At 64.7% G+C, this 23,289-nt stretch carries 28 protein-coding genes and 1 pseudogene; 13 read left to right on the top strand and 16 right to left on the bottom strand.

Translation table 11 applies throughout. The annotated features are described in order from the left end of the window. The first annotated feature begins 12 nt into the window (after positions 1 to 12). The 4 genes from L1P09_RS02550 (at position 13) to L1P09_RS02535 (ending at position 5,155) form a co-directional block, all read left to right on the top strand. A complete protein-coding gene (locus L1P09_RS02550) occupies positions 13 to 255 on the top strand; it encodes an exodeoxyribonuclease VII small subunit (protein WP_009685726.1) in 243 nt (80 codons plus the stop codon). Then, positions 252 to 1,139, top strand: a complete 888-nt coding sequence (gene ispA / locus L1P09_RS02545; protein WP_009685725.1) for a (2E,6E)-farnesyl diphosphate synthase — start codon at positions 252 to 254, stop codon at positions 1,137 to 1,139. The genes L1P09_RS02550 and ispA overlap by 4 nt, the downstream gene beginning before the upstream one ends. 107 nt (positions 1,140 to 1,246) lie before the next feature. Then, positions 1,247 to 3,142, top strand: coding sequence for a 1-deoxy-D-xylulose-5-phosphate synthase (dxs, locus tag L1P09_RS02540; protein WP_054906293.1), 1,896 nt, complete (start codon positions 1,247 to 1,249; stop codon positions 3,140 to 3,142). A gap of 141 nt (positions 3,143 to 3,283) precedes the next feature. Then, on the top strand, positions 3,284 to 5,155 hold the full coding sequence (locus tag L1P09_RS02535) for a TonB-dependent receptor domain-containing protein (protein ID WP_235768414.1): 1,872 nt from the start codon (positions 3,284 to 3,286) through the stop codon (positions 5,153 to 5,155). Here the strand turns inward: L1P09_RS02535 and L1P09_RS02530 are convergent. The 12 genes from L1P09_RS02530 to nrdR form a co-directional block, all read right to left on the bottom strand. Next, on the bottom strand, positions 5,127 to 5,945 hold the full coding sequence (locus L1P09_RS02530) for a cobalamin-binding protein (RefSeq protein WP_235768412.1): 819 nt from the start codon (positions 5,943 to 5,945) through the stop codon (positions 5,127 to 5,129). The two genes, L1P09_RS02535 and L1P09_RS02530, sit on opposite strands and share 29 nt — an antisense overlap. After that, a complete protein-coding gene (locus tag L1P09_RS02525) occupies positions 5,945 to 6,364 on the bottom strand; it encodes a hypothetical protein (RefSeq protein ID WP_054914242.1) in 420 nt (139 codons plus the stop codon). Before L1P09_RS02525 ends, L1P09_RS02530 begins: the two co-directional genes overlap by 1 nt. After that, a complete protein-coding gene (gene ribA, locus L1P09_RS02520) occupies positions 6,361 to 6,978 on the bottom strand; it encodes a GTP cyclohydrolase II (RefSeq protein ID WP_029886268.1) in 618 nt (205 codons plus the stop codon). Before ribA ends, L1P09_RS02525 begins: the two co-directional genes overlap by 4 nt. Before the next feature lie 129 nt (positions 6,979 to 7,107). Further along, the gene (locus tag L1P09_RS02515) at positions 7,108 to 7,851 is read right to left on the bottom strand and encodes a substrate-binding periplasmic protein (protein ID WP_054904996.1); all 744 of its coding nucleotides are present in this window, start codon (positions 7,849 to 7,851) and stop codon (positions 7,108 to 7,110) included. A gap of 16 nt (positions 7,852 to 7,867) precedes the next feature. Further along, positions 7,868 to 8,371: a phosphatidylglycerophosphatase A family protein gene (locus L1P09_RS02510; protein WP_009685716.1), complete on the bottom strand. Its 504-nt coding sequence runs from the start codon at positions 8,369 to 8,371 to the stop codon at positions 7,868 to 7,870. Continuing rightward, on the bottom strand, positions 8,368 to 9,336 hold the full coding sequence (gene thiL, locus L1P09_RS02505) for a thiamine-phosphate kinase (RefSeq protein ID WP_009685715.1): 969 nt from the start codon (positions 9,334 to 9,336) through the stop codon (positions 8,368 to 8,370). Before thiL ends, L1P09_RS02510 begins: the two co-directional genes overlap by 4 nt. Before the next feature lie 18 nt (positions 9,337 to 9,354). Then, complete coding sequence (gene nusB, locus L1P09_RS02500) at positions 9,355 to 9,855, bottom strand: transcription antitermination factor NusB (RefSeq protein WP_054904995.1); 501 nt, start codon at positions 9,853 to 9,855, stop codon at positions 9,355 to 9,357. Beyond that, positions 9,852 to 10,328: a 6,7-dimethyl-8-ribityllumazine synthase gene (gene ribH / locus L1P09_RS02495; protein WP_003255395.1), complete on the bottom strand. Its 477-nt coding sequence runs from the start codon at positions 10,326 to 10,328 to the stop codon at positions 9,852 to 9,854. Before ribH ends, nusB begins: the two co-directional genes overlap by 4 nt. A gap of 91 nt (positions 10,329 to 10,419) precedes the next feature. After that, positions 10,420 to 11,511 carry a bifunctional 3,4-dihydroxy-2-butanone-4-phosphate synthase/GTP cyclohydrolase II gene (ribBA, locus tag L1P09_RS02490; RefSeq protein WP_009685713.1) on the bottom strand — a complete coding sequence of 364 codons (1,092 nt, stop codon included), beginning with the start codon at positions 11,509 to 11,511 and terminating at the stop codon, positions 10,420 to 10,422. Positions 11,512 to 11,529: 18 nt separating this feature from the next. After that, entirely contained in the window at positions 11,530 to 12,195 is a 666-nt protein-coding gene (locus L1P09_RS02485; RefSeq protein ID WP_009685712.1) for a riboflavin synthase, read from the bottom strand. A 41-nt stretch (positions 12,196 to 12,236) separates the two neighbouring features. Then, complete coding sequence (gene ribD / locus L1P09_RS02480) at positions 12,237 to 13,367, bottom strand: bifunctional diaminohydroxyphosphoribosylaminopyrimidine deaminase/5-amino-6-(5-phosphoribosylamino)uracil reductase RibD (protein ID WP_235768410.1); 1,131 nt, start codon at positions 13,365 to 13,367, stop codon at positions 12,237 to 12,239. 2 nt (positions 13,368 to 13,369) lie between these two features. Continuing rightward, positions 13,370 to 13,834 (bottom strand): transcriptional regulator NrdR, encoded by a 465-nt coding sequence (gene nrdR, locus L1P09_RS02475; protein WP_009685710.1) that lies wholly within the window; start codon positions 13,832 to 13,834, stop codon positions 13,370 to 13,372. A gap of 106 nt (positions 13,835 to 13,940) precedes the next feature. Between nrdR and L1P09_RS02470 the strand changes: the two genes are divergently transcribed. The 3 genes from L1P09_RS02470 to trxA are packed head-to-tail and all read left to right on the top strand — an operon-like array spanning position 13,941 to position 15,957. Beyond that, positions 13,941 to 14,393, top strand: a complete 453-nt coding sequence (locus tag L1P09_RS02470; protein WP_054904994.1) for a YbaY family lipoprotein — start codon at positions 13,941 to 13,943, stop codon at positions 14,391 to 14,393. After that, a complete protein-coding gene (locus L1P09_RS02465; RefSeq protein ID WP_054904993.1) occupies positions 14,394 to 15,053 on the top strand; it encodes a class I SAM-dependent methyltransferase in 660 nt (219 codons plus the stop codon). It abuts the gene before it with no gap. A gap of 31 nt (positions 15,054 to 15,084) precedes the next feature. Continuing rightward, entirely contained in the window at positions 15,085 to 15,957 is an 873-nt protein-coding gene (gene trxA / locus L1P09_RS02460) for a thioredoxin (protein ID WP_009685707.1), read from the top strand. Positions 15,958 to 16,032: 75 nt separating this feature from the next. Here the strand turns inward: trxA and L1P09_RS02455 are convergent, their stop codons facing one another. Then, positions 16,033 to 16,377 (bottom strand): hypothetical protein, encoded by a 345-nt coding sequence (locus tag L1P09_RS02455; RefSeq protein WP_173887452.1) that lies wholly within the window; start codon positions 16,375 to 16,377, stop codon positions 16,033 to 16,035. Positions 16,378 to 16,505: 128 nt separating this feature from the next. Here L1P09_RS02455 and L1P09_RS02450 point away from each other — a divergent pair, with 128 nt between their 5' ends. The 5 genes from L1P09_RS02450 (at position 16,506) to L1P09_RS02430 (ending at position 20,433) form a co-directional block, all read left to right on the top strand. Beyond that, positions 16,506 to 17,087 carry a DUF2796 domain-containing protein gene (locus L1P09_RS02450; protein ID WP_235768409.1) on the top strand — a complete coding sequence of 194 codons (582 nt, stop codon included), beginning with the start codon at positions 16,506 to 16,508 and terminating at the stop codon, positions 17,085 to 17,087. Position 17,088: 1 nt separating this feature from the next. Then, entirely contained in the window at positions 17,089 to 17,799 is a 711-nt protein-coding gene (locus L1P09_RS02445; protein ID WP_029886262.1) for an ABC transporter ATP-binding protein, read from the top strand. Next, a complete protein-coding gene (locus L1P09_RS02440) occupies positions 17,799 to 19,064 on the top strand; it encodes an ABC transporter permease (protein WP_009685703.1) in 1,266 nt (421 codons plus the stop codon). Before L1P09_RS02445 ends, L1P09_RS02440 begins: the two co-directional genes overlap by 1 nt. 9 nt (positions 19,065 to 19,073) lie before the next feature. Beyond that, the gene (locus tag L1P09_RS02435) at positions 19,074 to 19,640 is read left to right on the top strand and encodes a DUF3299 domain-containing protein (protein WP_390898578.1); all 567 of its coding nucleotides are present in this window, start codon (positions 19,074 to 19,076) and stop codon (positions 19,638 to 19,640) included. A 109-nt stretch (positions 19,641 to 19,749) separates the two neighbouring features. Then, positions 19,750 to 20,433, top strand: a complete 684-nt coding sequence (locus L1P09_RS02430) for an OmpW/AlkL family protein (protein ID WP_009685701.1) — start codon at positions 19,750 to 19,752, stop codon at positions 20,431 to 20,433. On the opposite strand, the pseudogene L1P09_RS02425 reads toward L1P09_RS02430, so the two are convergent. Then, positions 20,421 to 20,661, bottom strand: a pseudogene (locus tag L1P09_RS02425) (MFS transporter); the annotation flags it as partial. The gene L1P09_RS02430 and the pseudogene L1P09_RS02425 sit on opposite strands and share 13 nt — an antisense overlap. Positions 20,662 to 20,664: 3 nt before the next feature. On the opposite strand from L1P09_RS02425, the gene L1P09_RS02420 reads away from it, so the two are divergent. Next, positions 20,665 to 20,889, top strand: coding sequence for a winged helix-turn-helix transcriptional regulator (locus L1P09_RS02420; RefSeq protein ID WP_235768408.1), 225 nt, complete (start codon positions 20,665 to 20,667; stop codon positions 20,887 to 20,889). A gap of 301 nt (positions 20,890 to 21,190) precedes the next feature. On the opposite strand, the gene L1P09_RS02415 is transcribed toward L1P09_RS02420, so the two are convergent. Both L1P09_RS02415 and L1P09_RS02410 read right to left on the bottom strand, forming a co-directional pair. Next, the gene (locus tag L1P09_RS02415) at positions 21,191 to 22,123 is read right to left on the bottom strand and encodes an NAD-dependent epimerase/dehydratase family protein (protein ID WP_054913705.1); all 933 of its coding nucleotides are present in this window, start codon (positions 22,121 to 22,123) and stop codon (positions 21,191 to 21,193) included. Then, positions 22,116 to 23,000 (bottom strand): sugar nucleotide-binding protein, encoded by an 885-nt coding sequence (locus L1P09_RS02410; protein WP_080709155.1) that lies wholly within the window; start codon positions 22,998 to 23,000, stop codon positions 22,116 to 22,118. The genes L1P09_RS02415 and L1P09_RS02410 overlap by 8 nt, the downstream gene beginning before the upstream one ends. Positions 23,001 to 23,289: the final 289 nt, after the last annotated feature.

Genomic DNA, 23,289 nt, shown 5'->3' with positions numbered 1-23,289 from the left:
GAGACAGTCGCCATGGCCCGCAAAAAATCCTCCCTTGATTTCGAGCAATCCCTCGCAGACCTGCAAACACTGGTCGAGCGCCTGGAGAACGGCGAGTTGTCGCTGGAAGAGTCGCTGGCCGCTTTCGAGCAAGGCATCGCGCTGACCCGAGAATGCCAAGGTGCCCTGGCCCAGGCCGAGCAGAAGGTGCAAATTCTTTTGGAGCGTGACGGCGAGCTGGCTGCCCAGCCCTTCGACGCGGAGCCCGAAGCATGATCGGCAGCTACCAGGCCAGTTGCCAGAGGCGGGTGGATGCAGCCCTCGAACCGCTGTTCGTCGCCCCGACCAAAGAACTCGAACGCCTCTATGCCGCCATGCGCTACAGCGTGATGAACGGCGGCAAACGCGTGCGGCCACTGCTGGCCTACGCCGCGTGCGAAGCCCTGGGTGCCCCGGCCGAACAGGCCAACGGCGCGGCCTGTGCGGTGGAGCTGATCCATGCCTACTCGCTGGTGCATGACGACCTGCCTGCCATGGATGACGACGACCTGCGCCGGGGCCAGCCCACCACGCACAAGGCCTTCGACGAAGCCTGCGCCATCCTGGCCGGTGACGGGTTGCAGAGCCTGGCGTTCAGCGCCCTGCTCGATCCGCACCTCAGCCCGCAGGCCGACAGCGTTCGCCTTGCCATGGTCCAGGCCCTGGCCACGGCCGCCGGCCCAGCCGGCATGGTGGGCGGGCAGGCCATCGACCTTGGCTCGGTCGGGCTGAAGCTCGACCAGCGGGCACTGGCATTCATGCACAGGCACAAGACCGGCGCCCTGATCGAAGCCAGCGTGCGCCTGGGTGCACTGGCCAGCGCCCGTGCCGGCCAGCAGCAACTGGACGCCCTGCAAACTTATGCACAGGCCATTGGCCTGGCATTCCAGGTTCAGGACGACATCCTCGACGTGGAAGGCGACACCGCCACCCTGGGTAAACGCCAAGGGGCAGACATCGCCCGTGACAAACCGACCTACCCGGCCCTGCTGGGCCTGGACGCGGCCAAGGCCTATGCGATCGAACTGCGCGACCAGGCGCTGGTCGCACTGGAAGGGTTCGGCGAAAAAGCCGAGCCGCTGCGGGCACTGGCGCGCTATATCGTCGAGCGCCGCAACTAAGCACGGATACCCGCGCCATTGGGGTGTCACAAGCAGTGGTCGAATGGGCACTTTTCCCACAATGGGGTAAACTGCCGCGTCTTCACACACCTATAACGACTCGCCTGATGCCCACGACGTTTCAAGAGATTCCCCGCGAACGCCCGGTCACGCCGTTGCTCGACCGCGCTGACACGCCTGCCGGCCTGCGCCGGTTGGCCGAAGCCGACCTGGAGACCCTGGCCGACGAGTTGCGCCAGGAGCTGCTGTATACCGTGGGGCAGACCGGTGGGCATTTTGGTGCCGGCCTGGGCGTGATCGAACTGACCATCGCCCTGCACTACGTGTTCGATACCCCGGACGACCGGCTGGTGTGGGACGTGGGCCACCAGGCCTACCCGCACAAGATTCTGACCGGGCGCCGTAACCGCATGCTCAGCCTGCGCCAGAAGGACGGTATCGCCGCCTTCCCGCGCCGCAGCGAAAGCGAGTACGACACCTTTGGCGTGGGCCACTCCAGTACCTCGATCAGCGCAGCGCTGGGCATGGCCATTGCCGCCCGCCTGCAGAACAGCGCGCGCAAGTCGATCGCCGTGATCGGTGATGGCGCCCTTACCGCCGGCATGGCCTTCGAGGCGTTGAACCACGCCCAGGAAGTCAATGCCGACATGCTGGTGATCCTCAACGACAACGACATGTCGATTTCGCGCAATGTCGGCGGCCTGTCCAACTACCTGGCCAAGATCCTGTCCAGCCGCACCTACGCCAGCATGCGCGAAGGCAGCAAGAAAGTGCTGTCGCGCCTGCCCGGTGCCTGGGAAATCGCCCGGCGCACCGAAGAGTACGCCAAGGGCATGCTGGTGCCGGGCACACTGTTCGAAGAGCTGGGCTGGAACTACATCGGCCCGATCGACGGCCATGACCTGCCGACCATGATCGCCACCTTGCGCAACATGCGTGACCTGAAGGGCCCGCAGTTCCTGCACGTGGTGACCAAGAAGGGCAAGGGCTTCGCCCCCGCCGAACTCGACCCTATCGGCTACCACGCCATCACCAAGCTGGAGCCCGCCGACAAGCCTGTCGCGCCGAAGAAGCCCAGCGGGCCGAAATACTCCGCGGTGTTCGGCCAGTGGCTGTGCGACATGGCCGCTGCCGACAACCGCCTGGTGGGCATCACCCCGGCGATGAAAGAAGGCTCCGACCTGGTCGATTTCAGCGAGCGCTACCCGCAACGCTACTTCGATGTGGCGATCGCCGAGCAGCACGCCGTCACCCTGGCAGCCGGCATGGCCTGCGAGGGCAGCAAGCCCGTGGTGGCGATCTACTCCACCTTCCTGCAGCGCGCCTACGACCAGCTCATCCACGATGTGGCGGTGCAGAACCTCGATGTGCTGTTCGCCATCGACCGCGCCGGGCTGGTGGGCGAAGACGGGCCGACCCATGCGGGTAGCTACGACCTGTCTTACCTGCGCTGCATCCCGGGCATGCTGGTGATGACCCCCAGCGACGAGAACGAGCTGCGCAAGATGCTCAGCACCGGCCACCTGTACAACGGCCCGGCTGCCGTGCGCTACCCCCGCGGCACCGGCCCGAACGCGCCGATCAGCGGCGACCTAGAGCCGCTGCAAATCGGCAAGGGCGTGGTCCGCCGCCAAGGCCAGACAGTCGCCCTGCTGGTGTTCGGCGTGCAGTTGGCAGAGGCCATGCAGGTTGCCGAGCAGATCAATGCCACCGTGGTCGACATGCGCTTCGTCAAACCTCTGGACGAAGCCCTGGTGCTGGAACTGGCTGGCAGCCATGAGCTGCTGGTCACCGTCGAAGAGAACGCCATCATGGGTGGCGCTGGCGCTGCGGTAGGCGAGTTCCTGGCCAGCCAGGCCGTGGTCAAGCCGCTGCTGCACCTGGGCCTGCCTGATATCTACGTCGAACATGCCAAGCCGGCGCAGATGCTGGCCGAGTGCGGGCTGGATGCGGCCGGGATTGAGGCTTCGGTGAAAGCCCGCATGGCCAAGCTCGGCTTGTAATCCCCGGGGCCGCCTTGCGGCCCTTTCGCGACACAAGGCCGCTCCTACAGAGACCGCGCCGCTCTACCGGTTTGTGCAATACCGGTAGGAGCGGCCTTGTGTCGCGATCGAGGGCGCAGCCCTCGCAAAATGGTACTGCTTATGAAGAAATCTGCCTGTGCCGCGCTACTCTGCGCCCCCACATTGTTAATCGCCGCCGAACGCGATGACGCGCTGAAGCTCCCCGACGTGCTGATCAGCGCCAGCCGCCAGGTCGAGTCGCGCACCGCCACCAGCGCCGCCAACACGGTCTTCACCCGCGCCGACATCGACCGCCTGCAACCCACCAGCGTCACCGACCTGCTAAGCCGCGTACCCGGCGTGCAAGTGGCCCCCACTGGCGGCCGTGGCAGCCTCCCGGGCATCTTCATACGCGGTACCAAGGCGGCGCAAAGCCTGGTGCTGGTGGATGGCGTACGTATTGCCAACGCCACTTCGGGCGACAGCGGCCTGCAGTTCCTCGACGTTGACCAGATCGAACGGGTGGAAGTGCTGCGTGGCTCGCGCTCGGCGGTGTACGGCAGCGATGCCATCGGCGGGGTGATCCAGATCTTCACCCGCCGCAGCAACACGCCCGGCCTGCAGCCGCGGCTGCGCATCGCGGCAGGCAGCCACCAGACCGTCCAGCGTAGCCTGGGGCTTTCCGGCGGCAACGACGCGACCCGCTTCAACCTCGGTGCCAGCCTGGATGAAACAGCCGGCATCGACTCGACTGGCCCATCCTTCGCCAGTGACGGCGACCATGATGCCTACCGTAACCAGTCCTTCAACCTGAGCCTGAGCCACACCTTCAGCGAGCGCTTCGAGGCCGGGGTCAACCTGCTCGACAGCCGTGGCCGCAGTGAATACGACAACCCGTTCGGGGGGTTCGACCCGGTAACCTTCGAGAGCTTCGGCCAGAAGCCCTACACGGACTTCAGCGTCAGCAGCCTGGTCAGCTATTTCGCTGCGCAGCTCAACGATGCCTGGCGCTCGCGCCTGGAACTGGCCCACAGCGAGAACCGCGACGACAAGCGTGACAAGCTGAGCGCCGAGCGCTTCGTATTCAACACCTACCGCGATCAGCTGACCTGGCAGAACGACCTCGCCCTGGGCGAACAAAACACATTGCTGATCGGTGGGGACTGGTATGAAGACCGTGTCCATGCCAGTACCGACTTCACCGAAGACAGCCGCTGGAACCGGGCGGTATTTGCCCAGCACCGCTACCAGGGCGAGCAGTTTTCCACCGAGCTGGGCGTGCGCCACGACCGCAACCAGCAGTTTGGCGGCCAGACCACCTGGAGTGGCAGCCTGACCGTGCCGCTGAACGCGGATAACGATGTGCTGCTGTCCTACAGCGAAGGCTTCCGCGCACCGACGTTCAACGACCTGTATTACCCGCAATACAGCAACCCGAACCTGGACCCAGAGCACTCGAAAAGCTATGAGCTGCAGTGGCGCAGCCAGCTGGCGACCACCACCCGCCTGGAGACCTCGCTGTACCGGACCGACCTGCGCGACGCCATCGTATTTGGCCAGGACTCGATCCCGCGCAACGTCGCCTCGGCACGCATCAACGGCCTGGAAATGGCCCTGTCCCAGCAGTGGGCGAGTTGGCACGCCCAGTTGGGCATGGCACTGATCGACCCACGTGACCGCGACACTGGCCACACCCTGGCCCGCCGCGCCCGGCGCACGTTGAGCCTGGACCTGGACCGGGACTTCGGGCGTTTCAGCGCGGGCGCCAGTTGGCAGGCCGTCAGCAGCAGCTATGACGATGAGGCCAACCGTAACCTCATCGGTGGCCACAGCTTGCTGGGCCTGCGTGGCAGTTGGGCTGCCAGCGACGAAGTGAAACTGGAAGCCAAACTGGATAACGTGCTGGACCGCCGCTATAGCCGCGCCCTGTACAGCTACGAAGGGGCCTACTACCCGTACCGCGAAGAAGGCCGCACGGTGCTGTTCAGCGTGACGTGGACGCCGGGGCTTTAGCGGCCAGCAACGCACACAAGCGGGCGGTGGCTTCAATCATTTGCCCGCTCGGGCGCTCCAGGCCTTTGTCGGGTACCACCAGCAAACCGGCGTGGGCAACGGCGCGCAACTGCGGCCAGGCCAGCCAGCCGGTCAACTGCGCCTGGTCACTGGCCAGGATGACCTGGGGGTTGCGTAGCAACACCGACTCCACACTCACCTGCGGCGCCGGTTGGCTGAGGTCGGCAAACACATTGCGCGCCCCGCATACGGCCAATGCGTCGCTCACCACCTGGCGGCCACCAAGGGTGTACAAAGGCCGATCCCACACCTGGTAGAACACCTGCAAGGGCTCGTCACGTCGGTACTGCTGGCGCAGTTGCCGCAACCGCTCGCGCAGGGCCCGGGCATACTGCTGCCCTTGCTCGGCACGGCCGACGCGCTCGCCAATCGCGGCGATCTGCTCGATCAGCTGGTCCAGGTCATGGGGTTCGGCGCTGAAGGTCGTGATACCCAGGCGTTTGAGCTGCTCGCGTTGCGCCGGCGTCACGCTGCCTGGCCACAGCAGCAACAGGTCGGGGCGCAGGCTCAGCAGGCGCTCCATGTTCAGCTGGCCTTGGCGGCCTACCGAGGGTAAATCGCGCAACGCATTTGGCCGTTCGCCCCCATCAAGCACACCCACCAGCAGGTCATCGGCCTGCAGTTCGAGCATGATTTCCGTCATCGAAGGCGCCAGGCTGACCACTCGCAAGGGTTCGCCAGCCAGCGCGGCACAGGCGAACAGTGCCAGCAGGCCAGGCAGCAGGCGCATCAGCCGAGCTGTCGTGGAATGCGGTAGAGGGACAACACCACCACGGTGGATATCGCCAACAGGATCTGCGGCACCGCTTCAAGACCGACCCCTACAGACAGCGCTGCGACCCAGGCCGGGAAGCAGGCGTACAACATGGCCAGGCGCCGTACCCGTGCCAGCTCGATCCACGCGGCAGGCTCTTCAGCAGTACCCAGGGCTTTCGAGGTGGCGATGAGTGCACGCTTGTAGGCACCGAAACGTGGCAGGCTGAGGAACATGGTGGCCGCGCCGGCAATGAACAACGGCATGGCCAGAATCGGCACCAGCGCCTCACCGCCGCCAAAAGCCCAGCTCATGACCGGCAGCGGCAGCAGGCCCACCGCCAGGTACTGCCACCAGGCCAGCGCCAGCCGCCGCTTGACCTGGGCGCGGGTCACGCCTGGGGCACCTCGCCCTGGTGTTCGTTGCCCAGCATGTGGCCAAGCTTGCCGGCCTTGGTTGCCAGGTAGTAGCGGTTGTGCGGGTTATGCCCGGTATGCAGCGGTACACGCTCGGCGACCACGATGCTCATGTCGGTCAGGGCTTTGACCTTGCGTGGGTTGTTGGTCATCAGCCGCAGTGCCTTCACGCCCAGGTGTTCGAGCATGGGCAGGCACATGGCGTAGTCACGCTGGTCGGCGGCAAAACCCAGGCGCTCGTTGGCTTCCACGGTGTCCGCCCCGCCGTCCTGCAGCTCGTAGGCACGAATCTTGTTCAGCAGGCCAATGCCACGGCCTTCCTGGCGCAGGTACAGCAATACGCCGCGGCCCTCGCGGGCGATTGCCTGCAGTGCGGCCTCCAGCTGCGAGCCGCAGTCGCAGCGCTGGCTGAACAGGGCATCGCCGGTCAGGCATTCGGAATGCAGGCGCCCCAGCACCGGCTGACCATCCGCGATGTCACCCAGGCTGAGCACCACATGCTCCCGGCCGGTGGCTTCATCAAGAAAGCCATGCATGGTGAAGGTCGCGAAGGGCGTCGGGAGTTTAGAGGCGGCAACAAAGACGACGGGCACGTTGTGCTCCTGGAAAAAGTGGGACATATCTCGTGAGCCGATTGTATCAGCAGGTTGCACACTATGGGCTGGCTGAATACCGCGGGGTAAGATCGAAAAGTTCGATACTTAGGCCAGGCAGGCCCGGCCTCAGTGCGGTTTGCTATCCGCAGTGAACGGATACGGTTGCCGCCAGTGCTCGAAAATCGGCTTCAGCTCGCCACTGCGTACCAGCTCGGCCATGCGCTTGTCGAACAGGTCGCGCAGGGCCTTGGCCTGGTCGTTGCGGGCAAAGGCCAGGTACAGCGGCAGCTCGGCCACGTGGGTGCGGCGAAAGCGTTCGGGCTGCGATGACTGGTTCAGTACGTAATCGACTTCAGTCTGGGAATCGATGTAGAAGTCCACACGGTCATGCTCCAGCATCGGCAGAATGCCTTCGCGGCGCTGGATTTCACGGAACTCATGCACATCGGGCAAGTAGCTGCCGTAGTCGTAGCCACGTACCCAGGCCAAGCGGTACTTGCCCACATTCTGCGACGTGGGCACAGGCTTGCTGGCCAGCCCCAGCGCATAGATATGATCCATATCGAAGTGCCAGCGCGGGTACAGGTTGTCGTCGTTCTCTTCCTTGTAGGAGCCGACCCAGGCATCCGCCTCGCCACGTTTCACCAGCCCGACCGCGCGGCTGTAGGGTGCGCTTTGGGTCACCACCTTGACCCCGGCCGGCTCGAACACCTTGCGCAGAACGTCCCAGGCAACGCCGGTACCGTCAGCATTGGTGTAGTCGATCCACTCCTCGCTGACCAGCTGGATCTGCTTTGGCAGGCCTTCGGCAGCCACCGCCCACGGGGCGACACTCAGCAGCATCGCCAGCAGCACAACCCTCATGGCCATTCACGCGCTCCCTGTTTCAGGCAACCGCCCATACCAGAACCTGCATGCCCAGCCAGGCGAACACACCGGCCAGGATATCGTCGAGCATGATGCCGACGCCCCCGTGCACATGGCGGTCGATCCAGCGGATGGGCCACGGCTTGAGGATGTCGAAGAAACGGAACATCAGGAACCCTGCCAGCAGCCACTGCCAGCCTTCCGGCACCAGCCAGAGGGTGATCCACATGCCAACGATTTCATCCCAGACAATGCCTTCATGATCGTGCACACGCAAGTCATTGGCGACCTTGCCGCACAGCCAGATGCCGAACAGCATGCTGATGCCCAGCAACAGCCAGTAGCCCCAGTCGGGCAGCATCTGCCACAGGGGGATGAACGGTATGGCCACCAGCGAGCCCCAGGTACCCGGTGCCTTGGGCAAGGTGCCGGAACCAAAGCCGAACGCGATGAAGTGCCATGGGTTGCGCCAGACCGAAGGCGGAACGAACTCCGCAGGCACCTGGTTGGGGTGATCGGTCACGGTGTCTCCCTAAAGTGTTGATAGCCCCGCTGGGCGGGGGTGATGTCCTGGCCCTGTGCGTCGCGCAGGGTCACACCGCGACCTTGCAGCACACGACCAATGGTGTGTACCTCGATGAAGCCAAGCTCGGCCAGGGGCGGCAGTGCTGCAGGCGGCAAGGTGAAGGCCAGTACGTAATCATCGCCACCGGTGAGTGCTGCCTGCAGTGCCGCCTCGTGGCCGAGGAATGCCTGCAAGGCAGGAGACACTGGCACCTGGGCCAGGTTCACCTCAAGTGCCACCCCGGACGCCTTGGCGATATGCCCGCAATCGGCTAGCAGGCCATCGGAGACGTCGAGCGCCGCCGTGGCCCTGCCCCGCAGCCATGTACCCAGGGTGAGCTGCGGCATCGGCGACCAGTAATGGGCCAGCAGCGGCTCGGCCAGCTCGGCGGGCGCCTGGCGCTCGCCCAGTACCAGCGGCAAGGCACCGGCGGCCTTGCCCAGGGTGCCGCCAACACACAGCAAGTCGCCTGGCCGCGCACCGCTGCGGCGCAACGCCTGGCCAGCCGGCACCCGGCCGAACACGGTCACTGTGATGCTCAATGGGCCACGGGTGGTGTCGCCGCCGATCAGGCTCATGCGGCAGCGGTGCGCCATGCGGCTCAGGCCGTTGGCGTAGGCTGCAAGCCAGTCCGGGCCAACGCTTGGCAGGGTCAGGGCAAGGGTGAAGCCGATCGGGGTGGCGCCCATGGCGGCCAGGTCACTGGCCGCAACGGCCAGCGACCGCTGGCCCAGCAGTTGCGGGTCGCACACGGCAGGGAAATGCACCCCGGCCACCAGCGTGTCGGTCGACACCGCCAATTGTTCACCGGGGGGAAGGTCGAGCAAGGCGCAATCGTCGCCGATCCCCAGGGCCACGCCTTCGCCGCCTTGCGCACAGGGCGCGGCGGCGAAGTAATGGTTGATCAGCTCGAATTCACCCATGGCCAGGCAGCGCCGGGATCAGCGCTTGTTCGCCTTGACTTCTGCTTCACGCAGGGACGGGGCAAGCTTGTCGAGCACACCGTTGACGAACTTGTGACCGTCGGTAGCACCGAAGACCTTGGCCAGCTCCACGCCTTCGTTGATGACCACACGGTACGGTACGTCGATGCGCTTGATCAGCTCCCAGGTGGACAGGCGCAGCACGGCCAGTTCCACAGGGTCGAGCTCGTCCAGGGCAATGGTCATGCACGGGGCCAGCGCTTTGTCGATTTCGTCCTTGATTGCCGGGACCCCATGCAGGATCTCGCGGAAGTAGGCACCGTCGACATCGGTGAAATCGTTATCCACCCGGAACTGCGCTTCGATCTCGTTCAGCGAATGCTGGGCCATGTGCCATTGATAGAGGGCCTGGGTCGCAAGCTTGCGGGCTTCGCGACGCTTGGCGCTCTTGGAGGGCTTGCCGGCATCCGCAGGTTTTGGATCGCGCGGGTTGAAACGATCGCTTTCGTCGCTAATCACTTGGCCTCCAACTGCGCCAGCAGGCTGACCATTTCCAGAGCGGACAGGGCAGCTTCAGCACCTTTGTTGCCAGCCTTGGTGCCGGAACGCTCGATGGCCTGCTCGATGGAATCGACGGTCAGTACGCCGAAGGCCACCGGAACACCGAACTCCATGGACACCTGGGCCAGGCCCTTGGTGCATTCGCCCGCCACGTATTCGAAGTGCGGGGTACCGCCACGGATCACGGCGCCCAGGGCGATGATCGCGTCGTAGGCGCCTTGCTGGGCGACCTTCTGTGCCACCAGCGGAATTTCGAATGCACCCGGGGCACGGATGATGGTGATGTCGCTTTCGCTGACACCGTGGCGAACCAGGGCGTCAACGGCACCGCTTACCAGGCTTTCGACAACGAAGCTGTTGAAGCGGCCAACCACCAAAGCATAGCGACCTTTGGGGGCGATGAAGGTACCTTCGATGGTCTTCAGGGTCATTCCGATATTCTCATATTCAAGAGCGAGGCCGCTTGCAAGCGGCCTCGACAGGGGTCTGGACTCGAGCTGGGGGCGTCATTGCCGCCTCAAGTCACTCGGAGGGCACGTATTCTACAACTTCCAGATCGAATCCGGATATCGCGTTGAACTTCATTGGCGAACTCATCAGGCGCATCTTGCGCACCCCGAGGTCGCGCAGGATCTGCGAGCCAGCACCCACGGTGCTGTAGGTGGTCGGTGCCTTGGCCGGTAGGTCGCCGGCGCTTTCGCGGATGTGCGCCAACAGCACGTCGCCGTCCAGCGGGTGGCCCAGCAGCAGGACCACGCCGCTGCCGGCTTCGGCCACGGCCGCCATGGCCGCACGCAGGCTCCAGCGGCCCGGTTGCTTGACCAGCAGCAGGTCGCGCAGCGGGTCCATGTTGTGTACCCGCACCAGGGTCGGCTCTTCAGCGCAGATCTTGCCCAGGGTCAGGGCCATGTGCACGTCGCCCTCCACCGCATCGCGGTAGGTGACCAGGTTGAACTCACCCAGCTCGCTCTCTACCGGTTGCTCGGACACCCGTTGCACGGTGCGCTCGTGAATCATGCGGTAGTGGATCAGGTCGGCGATGGTGCCGATCTTCAGGCCATGCTCGGCAGCAAAGACTTCCAGCTCGGCGCGGCGCGACATGGTGCCGTCGTCGTTCATCACTTCGCAGATCACGCCGCTTGGCTCGAAACCGGCCATGCGCGCCAGGTCGCAGGCCGCTTCGGTGTGGCCGGCACGCGCCAGGGTGCCGCCAGGCTGGGCCATCAGCGGGAAGATGTGGCCAGGGCTGACGATGTCTTCGGCCCTGGCGTCCCGGGCAGCAGCGGCTTGCACGGTGCGCGCGCGGTCGGCGGCGGAGATGCCGGTGGTGACGCCTTCGGCGGCTTCGATCGACACGGTGAACTTGGTGCCGAAGCCCGAGCCGTTGCGCGGCGCCATCAATGGCAGCTTCAGCGTTTCGCAACGCTCACGGGTCATCGGCATGCAGATCAAGCCACGGGCATGCTTGGCCATGAAGTTGATGTGTTCGGGCTGGCAGCACTCGGCGGCCATGATGATGTCGCCTTCGTTCTCGCGGTCTTCGTCATCCATGAGGATGACCATTTTACCCTGGCGGATGTCTTCGACCAGTTCTTCGATGCTGTTGAGCGCCACGCGGCACCCCCTTCTCAATCAGGATTTCAAGAAGCCGTTGGCGGCCAGGAAGCTTTCGGTAATGCCACTGCCCTTGCTCGGTTCGGCGGCCTTGTCACCCAGCAGCAAGCGCTCCAGGTAACGGGCCAGCAGATCGACCTCAAGGTTCACCCGACGCCCTGCGCGGTAGTCGGCCATGATGGTTTCGGACAGGGTGTGCGGGACAATGGTCAGCTCGAACTCGGCGCCATTGACTTCGTTGACCGTCAGGCTGGTGCCGTCGACGGTGATCGAGCCCTTGTGGGCGATGTACTTGGCCAGCTCCTTCGGTGCGCGTACGCGGAACTGGATGGCGCGGGCGTTATCGCTGCGCGAGATGATTTCACCCACCCCGTCGACATGGCCGCTGACCAGGTGCCCGCCAAGGCGGGTGGTAGGGGTCAGGGCTTTTTCCAGGTTGACCTTGCTGCCGCTCTTGAGGTCGATGAAGGCAGTGCGCTTGAGGGTTTCGACGCTGACGTCGGCCCAGAAGCCGTCACCAGGCAGTTCCACGGCGGTCAGGCACACGCCGTTGACGGCGATGCTGTCGCCCAGCTTGACGTCACCCAGGTCCAGCTTGCCGGTTTCGACGTAGACGCGAACGTCGCCGCCCTTGGGGGTCAGGCTGCGGATGCTGCCAATGGATTCGATGATGCCGGTGAACATGGGGTCTTCCTCAAAACGGTTTGCACGGGGCAAGCCCGGCATTATACGCCGGGCGCCGGCAGGGGCACGGCTGTGACCCGCCAGTCATCGCCCACTGCGCGCATTTCGGTAATTTTCAGCCGCGGTGCTTCGCTCATCCGCTCCATTGGCCAGTCCAGCAATGGGCAGGCATGGGAGCCGAGGAAGGTACCAGCGACGAACAACTGGTACTCGTCCACCAGGCCAAGGCGGGCAAAGGCACCGACCAGGCTGGCACCGGCTTCCAGCAGCACTTCGTTGACGCCACGCGCGCCCAGGGCATGCAGCAGCGCCGCCAGGTCGACCTGGCCATTGTCACCCGGCAGGCAGAGCAGTTCGTGGCCGGCAGCGGCATAACCGGGGTCATCTGCGACAGCTGTTACCACCAGGGCCGGCCCGGCCTGGAAGAATGGCGCATCCAGCGGCAGGCGCAGGCGGCCATCGACCAACACGCGCAGTGGTGGGCGGCTGAGGGCCAGGGCGGTGGTTTCGGCATCCAGGCCCAACTCGCTGCCCCGTACGGTCATGCGCGCGTTGTCGGCCAGCACGCTGGCGGCGCTGGTCAGCACCACGCTGGAGCGGGCGCGCAGGCGCTGCACGGCCGAGCGCGCGGCCGGGCCGGTGATCCACTGGCTTTCACCACTGGCCATGGCGGTACGGCCGTCAAGGCTCATGGCCAGCTTGGCGCGCACGTACGGCACGCCATGCTCCATGCGCTTGAGAAAGCCCGGGTTCAGGGCGCGGGCCTCGGCCTCGAGCACACCACTGGCTACTTCGATGCCGGCCTCGGCCAGGCGCCGCAGCCCCCGCCCTGCCACTTGCGGGTTAGGGTCCTGCATGGCCGCTACCACCCGGGCCACACCCGCCTTGACCAGCGCTTCGGCGCACGGGGGCGTGCGGCCATGGTGGCTGCAAGGCTCCAGGGTGACATAGGCACACGCGCCACGGGCGCGTTCCCCGGCCTGGCGCAGGGCATGCACTTCGGCATGGGGCTCACCGGCGCGCACGTGCCAGCCCTCCCCGACCACTTCGCCGTCGCGCACGATCACGCAGCCTACGCGGGGGTTCGGGTGGGTGGTGAACAGGCCTTTGCGCGCCAGCTCCAGCGCACGCGCCATGTAGTGGGCGTCAAGAATCGCGGCTTGGCTGGGCATGTTCACTCTTTGGCCGGCTCGCGGGCCAGGCGGTCGATTTCTTCACGGAACTCGTCGAGGTCCTGGAAGCGCCGGTACACCGAGGCAAAGCGGATGTAGGCCACCTCATCGAGCTTGCGCAGCTCGGCCATGACCATTTCACCCACCACCAGCGACTTGACTTCGCGCTCGCCAGTGGCACGCAGGCGGCTCTTGATGTGCGCCAGCGCCGCTTCCAGGCGCTCGACGCTGACCGGGCGTTTTTCCAGCGCCCGCTGCATGCCGGCACGCAGCTTGTCTTCGTCGAAAGGCTGGCGCGTGCCGTCTTGCTTGATCAGCCGGGGCAGCACCAGCTCGGCGGTTTCGAAGGTGGTGAAGCGCTCGCCACAGGCCACGCATTCGCGGCGGCGGCGCACCTGCTCGCCCTCGGCGACGAGGCGAGAGTCGATGACCTTGGTGTCGTTGGCACCGCAAAAGGGACAGTGCATGGTGGCAGGCAACAAAAAAAGGGAGGGCCATGGTAGCGCATTGCACTGGCAAGACAAGCCAAAGGGGTTAACATCCATGGGAAATCTGCCCGTTAAGGACTCCTCCATGCACTACCGAGCGCTCGTCGTGCTGTGCTGCGCCGCCCTGCTCGCCGCCTGCGGCAGCGACAGGCCGAAGACCGATACCTCCGTTGCGCCGGCACCGGCCCACGTGGCCAAAACCGCCGAAGCGCCCGGCCCGCTTCCGGCCTACCAGCGCGAGTTGAGCGGCACTTTGCTGGAAATCCCGGCCGGCGCCGACGTGGAACTGGCGTTGCTGGTGATCGACGAACGCGACCGCCCGCAACGCCTGCTGGCCAGCAGCAACCTGACCGCTACCGGCCAGGCCCTGCCCTACCAACTGCGCTTCAACCCCGAAGCCTTCCCGGCCGGCGCACGCGTGGAATTGCGTGGCCGCGCCAGCCGCTCCGGCCAGCTGATCATGCACCTGCCGCCGCTGCGCATCACCCAGGCGCAGACCCAGGCCACCGGGCCGCTACGTTTCGAGAAGGCGCCCTGAGTGGCACCGCTCGCCCTGCAGCAGGCACTCAGCGGCCTGATCGGTGAAGCGCGGCTGGTCGTCAGCGAACTGCCCGGCTGCGCCTTGAAACTGTGGCTGATCGACGACCAGAACATGGACCGCGCCTTCAGCAGCGACGAAACCCGGCGCATTCTGGAAGACCCGCCCTACTGGAGCTTCTGCTGGGCCAGTGGCCTGGCCATGGCCCGTTACCTGGCCGAGCGCCCGGAATGGGTGGCCGGCAAGCGGGTGCTGGACTTTGGCGCCGGGTCCGGCATTGCCGGCATCGCTGCCGCCCGCGCGGGTGCCCGGGAGGTGGTGGCCTGCGACCTGGACCCACTGGCCCTGCAAGCCTGCCGCGCGAATGCCGCACTGAACGGTGTGCAACTGGGCTACAGCGACGACTTCTTCGCCGAGGACGACCGCTTCGACCTGATCCTGGTCGCCGACGTGCTGTACGACCGTGCCAACCTGCCGCTTCTGGATACTTTTCTTGGCCGTGGTCGCCAGGCCTTGGTGGCCGACTCGCGGGTACGCGACTTCAGCCACCCGCTCTACCAGCAGCTGGGGGTGCTTGAAGCGCTGACCCTGCCCGACCTGGCCGAGCCGCACGAATTCCGCCGGGTCAGCCTGTACCACGCCAGCCGCGACACCTTATAGTGGTGGTATTCACGAGTTTGCGAGAAGCGCAATGAGCCAAGACACGCCTTACATTTTCGACGCTACCGATGCCACCTTCCAGCAGCTGGTGATCGAGAACTCCTTCCACAAACCGGTGCTGGTGGATTTCTGGGCCGAGTGGTGTGCGCCATGCAAGGCACTGATGCCCTTGCTGGCGAAGATCGCCGAGGGCTACCAGGGCGAACTGCTGCTGGCCAAGATCAACTGCGACGTGGAACAACAGGTGGTCGCCCAGTTCGGCATTCGCAGCCTGCCGACCGTTGTGCTGTTCAAGGACGGCCAGCCGGTGGACGGCTTTGCCGGTGCCCAGCCGGAATCGGCGATCCGCGCCATGCTCGAGCCGCACGTGCAAATGCCTGCCGCACCGCAGGCATCGCCGCTGGAGCAGGCCAAGGCGCTGTTCGCCGAAAGCCGTTTCGCCGAAGCAGAAGCGCTGTTGCAGGCCCTGCTGGGTGAAGACAACAGCAATGCCGAGGCACTGATCCTGTACGCCCGTTGCCTGGCCGAACGTGGCGAGCTGGGGGAAGCGCAGGTGGTACTGGACGCGGTCAAGAGCGATGAGCACAAGGCCGCACTGGCCGGCGCCAAGGCCCAGCTGACCTTCCTGCGCCAAGCGGCCAGCCTGCCGGAAGTGGCGGAGCTGAAAAGCCGCCTGGCCCAGAACCCCGAGGATGATGAAGCCGCCTACCAGCTGAGCGTCCAGCAGTTGGCACGCCAGCAGTATGAGGCGGCGCTGGAAGGGTTGCTGAAGCTATTCCAGCGTAACCGCAGCTATGACAATGGGCTGCCGCAGAAGGCGATGCTGCAGGTCTTTGAACTGCTGGGTGGCGATCACCCGCTGGTTGGGGTTTATCGTCGCAAGCTGTCGGCGGCGATGTTCTGACCTGAAGCTGGTGGCGAGGGCTTCGCGCCCGTTCGCGGGCACGCCCGCTCCCACAAGGTGGACCTTAACACCGGTTTATCCAACCCAGTGATAAACCGGTGCATCCCCACCGTTTTCCACCTTCACCTCACTGCTGTGGCGCAAACGCACCAGTAGCCGCTTGCCCGCCGCTGTACTGCCGGCCAGCCCTTCCAGCCGGTCGAGCAATTGCGGCCCGCTCATCTGCCCCGCCAGGCGCAACACCTCGCGCGCCGCCGTCCATTGCCCGTCATCCTGCCGTGGCGCAGCCACCGGGGCCGCCGCAACCGCATGCGCCGCCGCCGGCACCTCGATCTGCCGCCCCAACTGCGCCCACTCTTCAGGCTCAAGCTCGATGGTCAGGTCCACCGGCCATTCCCCAATCTGTCCACGAATTCTCACGATGCATTCCTTGAGCAAGGTCGATGGCCCATGCTACCGCAAGATGAAACCTGCACCATGCGGGCTGGCAGGACGCAGAAAAGTTGTTATAACATAACCCAATCACCCAGCCCGCCCCGGAGCCTCTCATGCGTCGCCTGTTGCTCGCCCTGCCCTTCGCTTTGCTGCCACTGGCCGTGGCCCATGCCCACGAAGACCATGACCATGATCACGACCACGCCCATGGCACCTTGGGCGCGCATGAACACGGCGTGGCCAAGCTCAATGTCGTGCTCGAAGGCAACACTCTGGAACTGGAGCTGGACAGCCCCGCCATGAACCTGGTTGGTTTCGAGCACGCTGCCAGCAGCGACGCCGACAAGGCCAAGGTTGCCGCGGTGCGCCAGCAGCTGGAACAACCGTTGAAGCTGTTCGGCCTGGCCTCGGCAGCCGGCTGCAAGGAAGACCAGCAAGCGCTGGAAAGCCCGTTGTTCGGTGACGCCGCCAAAGCGGACGACGACGGTGACGAGCATGAGAAGGGCCGCATGCACAGCGATATCAATGCCCACTACCAGCTGACATGCGCCACCCCGGAGAAACTCACCCAGCTGGACCTGGCCCCCCTGTACAAAGCCTTCCCGGCCACGCAAAAAATCAACGTGCAGCTAATCGGCCCCAACGGCCAGAAAGGCGTTGAAACCTCGCCCGCCAAGGCCATGGTCGCGTTCTGAGATGAATCAGGCACTGATTGACCTGCAGGACCTGGTGTTCGCCTGGCCCGGCCAGGCGCCGCTGCTGGACATCCCGGCGTTTCGCCTGCAAGCCGGTGAGGCCCTGTTTCTCAAAGGCCCCAGCGGCAGTGGCAAGACCACCCTGCTGGGCCTGCTGGGCGGGGTGAACCGAGCGGACCAAGGGCGAATCCGGCTGCTTGGCCAGGACCTGGCCGCGCTGGGCCAAGGTGCACGCGACCGGTTCCGCGTCGACCACACCGGCTATATCTTCCAGCAGTTCAACTTGCTGCCCTTCCTGTCGGTTAGGGAGAACGTCGAACTGCCATGCCGCTTTTCCCGCAGCCGGGCGGAACGGGCCATCCAGCGCCATGGCAGTGTCCACCAGGCGGCAGGCGAACTGCTCGCCCACCTGGGGCTGGGCGACCCGGCACTGCTGGCGCGCCGTGCCGACAGCCTGTCGATAGGCCAGCAACAGCGGGTTGCCGCAGCCCGCGCGCTGATCGGTCAACCCGAGTTGGTGATCGCCGACGAGCCGACCTCGGCGCTGGACGCCGACACCCGTGAGGTGTTCATCCGCCTGCTGTTCGATGAGTGCCGGGCCGCTGGTGCCAGCCTGCTGTTCGTCAGCCACGACCAGAGCCTGGCGCCGCTGTTCGATCGCCACCTGTCGCTGGCCGAACTCAACCGTGCCGCCAAGCCCGTGGAGGCCTGATGTACCTGCTCCGCCTTGCCCTGGCCAGCCTGGCCAACCGCCGTTTCACCGCTTTTCTCACGGCCTTTGCCATCGCCCTGTCGGTATGCCTGCTATTGGCCGTGGAGCGGGTGCGGACCGAGGCCCGTGCCAGCTTCGCCAGTACCATCAGCGGTACCGACCTGATCGTGGGCGCGCGCTCCGGTTCGGTGAACCTGCTGCTGTATTCGGTATTCCGGATCGGCAACGCCACCAACAACATCCGCTGGGACAGCTTTCAGCACTACGCCCATGACCCACGGGTGAAGTGGGCGATTCCGATCTCGCTGGGCGACTCGCACCGCGGTTACCGGGTAATGGGCACCACTGCCGACTACTTCGAGCATTACCAGTACGGCCGCAAACAGCACCTGCAGCTGAGCCAGGGCCGCGAATTCGCCAGTGACCCGTTCGAGGTGGTACTGGGTGCCGAAGTGGCCGAGGCACTGCATTACAAGCTGGGGGACAAGCTGGTGCTGGCGCACGGTGTGGCCGCAATCAGCCTGGTCAAGCATGACGACAAACCGTTCACCGTGGTGGGCGTGCTCAAGCGTACCGGCACACCGGTCGACCGCACCCTGCACATCAGCCTGGGCGGCATGGAGGCGATCCATATCGACTGGCACAATGGCGTGCCGGCACGTGGCGCCGGGCGCATCAGCGCCGAGCAAGCACGCAGCATGGACCTGCAACCTGCCGCCATCACGGCGTTCATGCTGGGCCTGAACAACAAGATCGCCACGTTCAGCCTGCAGCGGGAAATCAACGAGTACCGCAACGAACCGCTGCTGGCGATCCTGCCTGGCGTTGCCTTGCAGGAGCTGTGGAGCCTGATGGGCACGGCCGAACAAGCCTTGTTCGTGGTTTCTCTGTTCGTTGTGCTCACGGGCCTGATCGGCATGCTCACGGCCATTCTCACCAGCCTCAACGAACGCCGCCGGGAGATGGCGATCTTGCGTTCCGTAGGGGCCAGGCCGTGGCATATCGCCGGGCTGCTGGTGCTGGAGGCGCTGTCACTGGCGGCAGTCGGCATCGTCGCCGGGCTGGGCTTGCTGTATGCGGGTATCGCCCTGGCACAGGGGTATGTACAGGCCAACTATGGTTTGTACCTGCCGCTGGCGCTGCCGAGCGCTCATGAATGGAGCTTGCTGGCTATCATCCTGGGGGCTGCACTGCTGATGGGCAGCGTGCCAGCGTGGCGCGCCTATCGGCAGTCGTTGGCCGATGGCCTGTCCATACACCTATGAGTGCGCGTAATGACCAAACACCTCACCGCCTGCTTCGCGGGTTCACCCGCGAAGAAGCCGACACTGCGAACGCTGCTGATCCTGCTGCTTGCGGCAGCGATGCCGCTGTGGGCCGCCGAACCCAAGGAGCTCGACTGGCCAGCGCTGATCCCGGAAGGCGCCCCGGTCATTCCACCGCAACTCACCCCCTTGCACGACATGTCGCAATTGAGCAACGCGCTGGCCGCCGAGTCTGCGCCAGCAGCCCGGCAGCAGGCGCCGAACGCGCCGGTGGTGAAAAGCCTCGATGGCCAGCAGGTCAAACTGCCCGGGTATATCGTGCCGCTGGAAGTCAGCGAGGAGGGGCGCACCACCGAGTTTCTGCTGGTGCCTTACTACGGCGCGTGCATCCATGTGCCGCCACCGCCCTCGAACCAGATCGTGCACATTTTCAGCGAAATGGGCGTGCGCGTCGAAGACCTTTATCAACCCTACTGGATCGAGGGAAAGATGCAGGTCAAAGCCTCCAGCAGCGAACTGGCCGATGCCGGCTACCAGATGGAGGCCGACAAAATCTACGCTTATGAGCTGAAGTGAGCGCTATTACCGGTTCATGAAGACGCTTCGTTGAGCTGGGTCAAACATTCTGTTTAGACCCATCCGTACCATTGGACTACTCGATTATTAACGTCCTCTGGGAGCTTCCATGAACAAGTCCTTGCTCGGGGCCGCATTCGCGGCACTGGCCTTCGCCGCCCCTGTTGCCCACGCCCACCAGGCGGGTGATGTCATCGTTCGCGCCGGTGCAATCACCACTGCGCCGAATGAGAGCAGCAGCGACCTGAAATTCGACGGCAACAAGGTTTCGGGCACCAAGGCGACACTGGACAGCGACACCCAGCTGGGCCTGGCCTTCGCCTACATGCTCACCGACCACGTTGGCCTGGAGCTGCTGGCGGCTACGCCGTTCAAGCACACCGTAGGCGTAAAAGGCCTGGGTGGCGGGCTGGACGGCAAGCTGGCCGACATCAAGCAACTGCCGCCAACACTGTCGCTGCAGTACTACCCGATGGAACCGAACTCCAAGTTCCAGCCGTATGCCGGCGTCGGTATCAACTACACCCTGTTCTTCGATGAAGACCTCAGCAGCGCCCGCAAGCAGCAGGGCTTCAGTAACCTGAAGCTGCAAGACTCGGTAGGTATCGCCGGCCAGTTGGGCATGGACTACATGCTCACGGACAACCTGCTGGTCAACGCCGCGGTCTGGTATGTGGACATCGACACCAAGGCCAGCGTCAACGGCCCCACCGCGCTGGGCTACAGCAAGACCAAGGTCGACGTGGATGTCGACCCATGGGTGTACATGGTCGGCCTAGGCTACAAGTTCTGACCGGAACACTGCAGGGCGGCTCCGGCCGCCCTTGCGCGTTGCAGCCACAGCCAATAAGCCAGGGCCGCCGCGCTGATGGCCATGCCCGGCCAGCAACACCGTCTGGTTGGTGACATGCATTGCCTGCACGGCAAAATCCAGCATCAGCACGCCAAGGACAAAGGCCATCACGGATTGCCCGAGCATGGCCGTGGGCAGCCATGAAAGCGTCAGCAGCAACAGCGCCAGGAGGTGCTGGGTGATTGCTGGGCGCTGATGATCCTTCGCGATGGTTTTGATGGCCTGCGTGGCTTCAGTGAGTTTCAGAAGAATCTGGGGCTGGCGAAGACCATCCTCGCCTCACGGCTCAAGTGGCTGGTGGAAAGCGGTTTGCTGGAACCGTTACAGGTGAGAAGCCTGGATGGGCGGATGTTGAACCCCGAGGACTGCGTGCGCAAGGTGGTGCGCCATGGCTGATCCCGGGGCTGCTGCGCAGCCCTGTCGCGACACAAGGCCGCTTGTGTCTTGAGAGAGGGATCTGGTGTTGCCTCAGCCGAAGAGGGTGTAGATCAACAGCCAAAATGCAGGACTCGAAGATCACACGGTTCCTGTGGGAGCGGGCGTGCCCGCGAACACCGGCGCAGCCGGTGCCAGACACCGCGTCGCCTGCTTCGCGGGCACGCCCGCTCCCACAATGGATCGCGCAGGCTTTTCACATTTTGAGAAAGACAGTTGCTCCTACAGGCCGTGCAGGCAGGGCATCGCTTGGCCCGTGACTTCAGCTTTTACCCAGTAGCCGGGCCAGCCCCTCGACCATCGGCGTAGCCTGCGGGAATGCAAACCGCGCCAGCAAGCGCTGGTTATCGGCCCGCGAATGACGAATATCACCGGCACGCGCCGCCGCGTAGGTCACCGCTGGCAAGCTGCCCACGACTTTCTGCAGCGCCGCGAGCATTTGGTTGATCGACGTTGCCTGGTTGAGGCCGATGTTCACCGCACCCTCCTCGACCTGCGGCTGCTCCAGCGCCTGCACCATCACTTGCACCAGGTCGCCTACATACAGGAAATCGCGGGTCTGCTCGCCATCCCCGTACACGGTGATCGGCAGGCCCTGCACAGCACGCTCGCAGAAGATGCTGATAACCCCGGAATAGGGCGAGGACGGGTCCTGGCGAGGCCCGAAGATATTGAAGAAGCGGAACACCACCGGCTCCAGCCCATGCTGACGGCGGTAGAAGTCCAGGTATTGCTCACTGGCCAGCTTGTCCACGGCATAGGGCGTCAGCGGTGCCTTGGGCGTATCCTCGGCGATCGACTCGCCCTCGCCATTGTTGCCATACACGGCGGCACTGGAGGCGAACACCACCCGGCGCAGACCGTGCACGCGCATGGCTTCACAAACATTGAGGGTGCCGATGAAATTGCTCTGGTGGGTACGCACCGGATCTTCGACCGAGGCCTGCACCGAAGCCACTGCGGCCAGGTGCACCACGGCACTGCAACCTGCCGCAGCCCGCATGACCAGAGCAGCATCGGCGACATCGCCTTCGATCAGTTCCAGCCGTGGGTGGTCGACCTGCAGGTTGTCCCGCCGGCCAGTGGACAAGTCATCGAGAATGCGTACGGCGTAGCCTTTGTCCAACAACGCATCGCACAGGTGGGAACCAATGAAGCCGGCACCGCCGGTGATCAGGATGGGGGCATCAGCCATGGCGGTAGAAACGGTCCAGTAGGGGCGGCAAGCCGGCGCGCCAGGCACGCGGCTTGATGCCAAAGGTATGAAGGATTTTCTTGCAGGCCAATACGGCATGCTGCGGCTCTTCGCTGGCATCCGGCCGCGCGGCATGCGCTTGCGCCGTGGGTGCCTGCACTGCCAGCTGGCGATATTGGCCGGCCTCGGCCAGGATCGCCTGGCCCAACACCAGCGGCGTGGTCGCCTCGTTGCCGGCGTAATGGTAGGTCCCCCATAGCGGCGCGTTGCAATCGAGTTGCTTGAGCACAGACAGGATCACCCGGGCCGCATCGTCCACAGGTGTGGGGTTGCCGCGCCGGTCATCGGCCAGCAGCAACTCGGCCGGTTGCTCGGCACGGGTGAGGAAACGACCGAGCGAGCCATCGATGCTTTCGTCCAGCAACCAGCCAAAGCGCAGCAGTACATGTTGCGGGCACGCCGCCCGCACGCTCTGCTCGATCCGCCACAAGGCCTGGCCCCGCAGCCCCAGGGGTACGGGCTCGTCCTTCTCGCTGTAGGCAGTGGCCCGCGAGCCATCGAATACCCGGTAGCTGGAAGGCTGCACCAGGGTGATCTGGTGGTGCTGGCACAGCTCTGCCAGCCGCTCGACTGCCCGCTCCTGTTGCGCCAGGCGCGGCTCGCTGACCGACTCGGCCTGGAACCAGTCGAAGTAATAGGCCAGGTTCACCAGGGCATCGGGGCGATGGTCGTCAAGCAACTGGGTCAGGCTCGCCGGCGTCCAGCCGCTCTCGGGCGGGCGCGGCGCCAGGAATGCGATGTCCTCCTCGGCCCCAAGACGAATCAGCGCTTGCCCGAGGGCATTGCCACCACCCAACAGCATTAGGCGCATACGCATAGAGTCAGCAGATCCGGAGAGGTTGATTAAGGAAAGTGGGTCATTTTGCGGTTTCCGGGCGGGGAAGTCCAACCCTGGGGCGGAGGTGGATACGTAGGGCTATTCCTACCACCGCCGAGGACATTCCTCACATGACCAAGGGAGCAGGTCCTGCATCACTGCGTAAGATTCTCTGGCTAAATTAACGGCGAACTCACAAAAAGTTCCACCTCCCCCTACATACAAGGAAAAAAACAATGATAGGGAACGTGCCTCAACGATCGACTGAGGTCATCCAGTTCGAGCTCAA

Source organism: Pseudomonas juntendi, from assembly GCF_021560075.1.
GTDB lineage: Bacteria > Pseudomonadota > Gammaproteobacteria > Pseudomonadales > Pseudomonadaceae > Aquipseudomonas > Aquipseudomonas juntendi.
This window is presented reverse-complemented; position numbering and strand designations above follow the sequence as displayed.

Coding starts and splice junctions, on each gene's coding strand:
- L1P09_RS02550 (WP_009685726.1), top strand. CDS start 13: ATGGCCCGCAAAAAATCCTCCCTTGATTTCGAGCAATCCCTCGCAGAC.
- ispA (WP_009685725.1), top strand. CDS start 252: ATGATCGGCAGCTACCAGGCCAGTTGCCAGAGGCGGGTGGATGCAGCC.
- dxs (WP_054906293.1), top strand. CDS start 1,247: ATGCCCACGACGTTTCAAGAGATTCCCCGCGAACGCCCGGTCACGCCG.
- L1P09_RS02535 (WP_235768414.1), top strand. CDS start 3,284: ATGAAGAAATCTGCCTGTGCCGCGCTACTCTGCGCCCCCACATTGTTA.
- L1P09_RS02530 (WP_235768412.1), bottom strand. CDS start 5,945: ATGCGCCTGCTGCCTGGCCTGCTGGCACTGTTCGCCTGTGCCGCGCTG.
- L1P09_RS02515 (WP_054904996.1), bottom strand. CDS start 7,851: ATGGCCATGAGGGTTGTGCTGCTGGCGATGCTGCTGAGTGTCGCCCCG.
- thiL (WP_009685715.1), bottom strand. CDS start 9,336: ATGGGTGAATTCGAGCTGATCAACCATTACTTCGCCGCCGCGCCCTGT.
- ribH (WP_003255395.1), bottom strand. CDS start 10,328: ATGACCCTGAAGACCATCGAAGGTACCTTCATCGCCCCCAAAGGTCGC.
- L1P09_RS02485 (WP_009685712.1), bottom strand. CDS start 12,195: ATGTTCACCGGCATCATCGAATCCATTGGCAGCATCCGCAGCCTGACC.
- ribD (WP_235768410.1), bottom strand. CDS start 13,367: ATGCCCAGCCAAGCCGCGATTCTTGACGCCCACTACATGGCGCGTGCG.
- nrdR (WP_009685710.1), bottom strand. CDS start 13,834: ATGCACTGTCCCTTTTGCGGTGCCAACGACACCAAGGTCATCGACTCT.
- L1P09_RS02470 (WP_054904994.1), top strand. CDS start 13,941: ATGCACTACCGAGCGCTCGTCGTGCTGTGCTGCGCCGCCCTGCTCGCC.
- trxA (WP_009685707.1), top strand. CDS start 15,085: ATGAGCCAAGACACGCCTTACATTTTCGACGCTACCGATGCCACCTTC.
- L1P09_RS02450 (WP_235768409.1), top strand. CDS start 16,506: ATGCGTCGCCTGTTGCTCGCCCTGCCCTTCGCTTTGCTGCCACTGGCC.
- L1P09_RS02445 (WP_029886262.1), top strand. CDS start 17,089: ATGAATCAGGCACTGATTGACCTGCAGGACCTGGTGTTCGCCTGGCCC.
- L1P09_RS02440 (WP_009685703.1), top strand. CDS start 17,799: ATGTACCTGCTCCGCCTTGCCCTGGCCAGCCTGGCCAACCGCCGTTTC.
- L1P09_RS02435 (WP_390898578.1), top strand. CDS start 19,074: ATGACCAAACACCTCACCGCCTGCTTCGCGGGTTCACCCGCGAAGAAG.
- L1P09_RS02430 (WP_009685701.1), top strand. CDS start 19,750: ATGAACAAGTCCTTGCTCGGGGCCGCATTCGCGGCACTGGCCTTCGCC.
- L1P09_RS02415 (WP_054913705.1), bottom strand. CDS start 22,123: ATGGCTGATGCCCCCATCCTGATCACCGGCGGTGCCGGCTTCATTGGT.
- L1P09_RS02410 (WP_080709155.1), bottom strand. CDS start 23,000: ATGCGTATGCGCCTAATGCTGTTGGGTGGTGGCAATGCCCTCGGGCAA.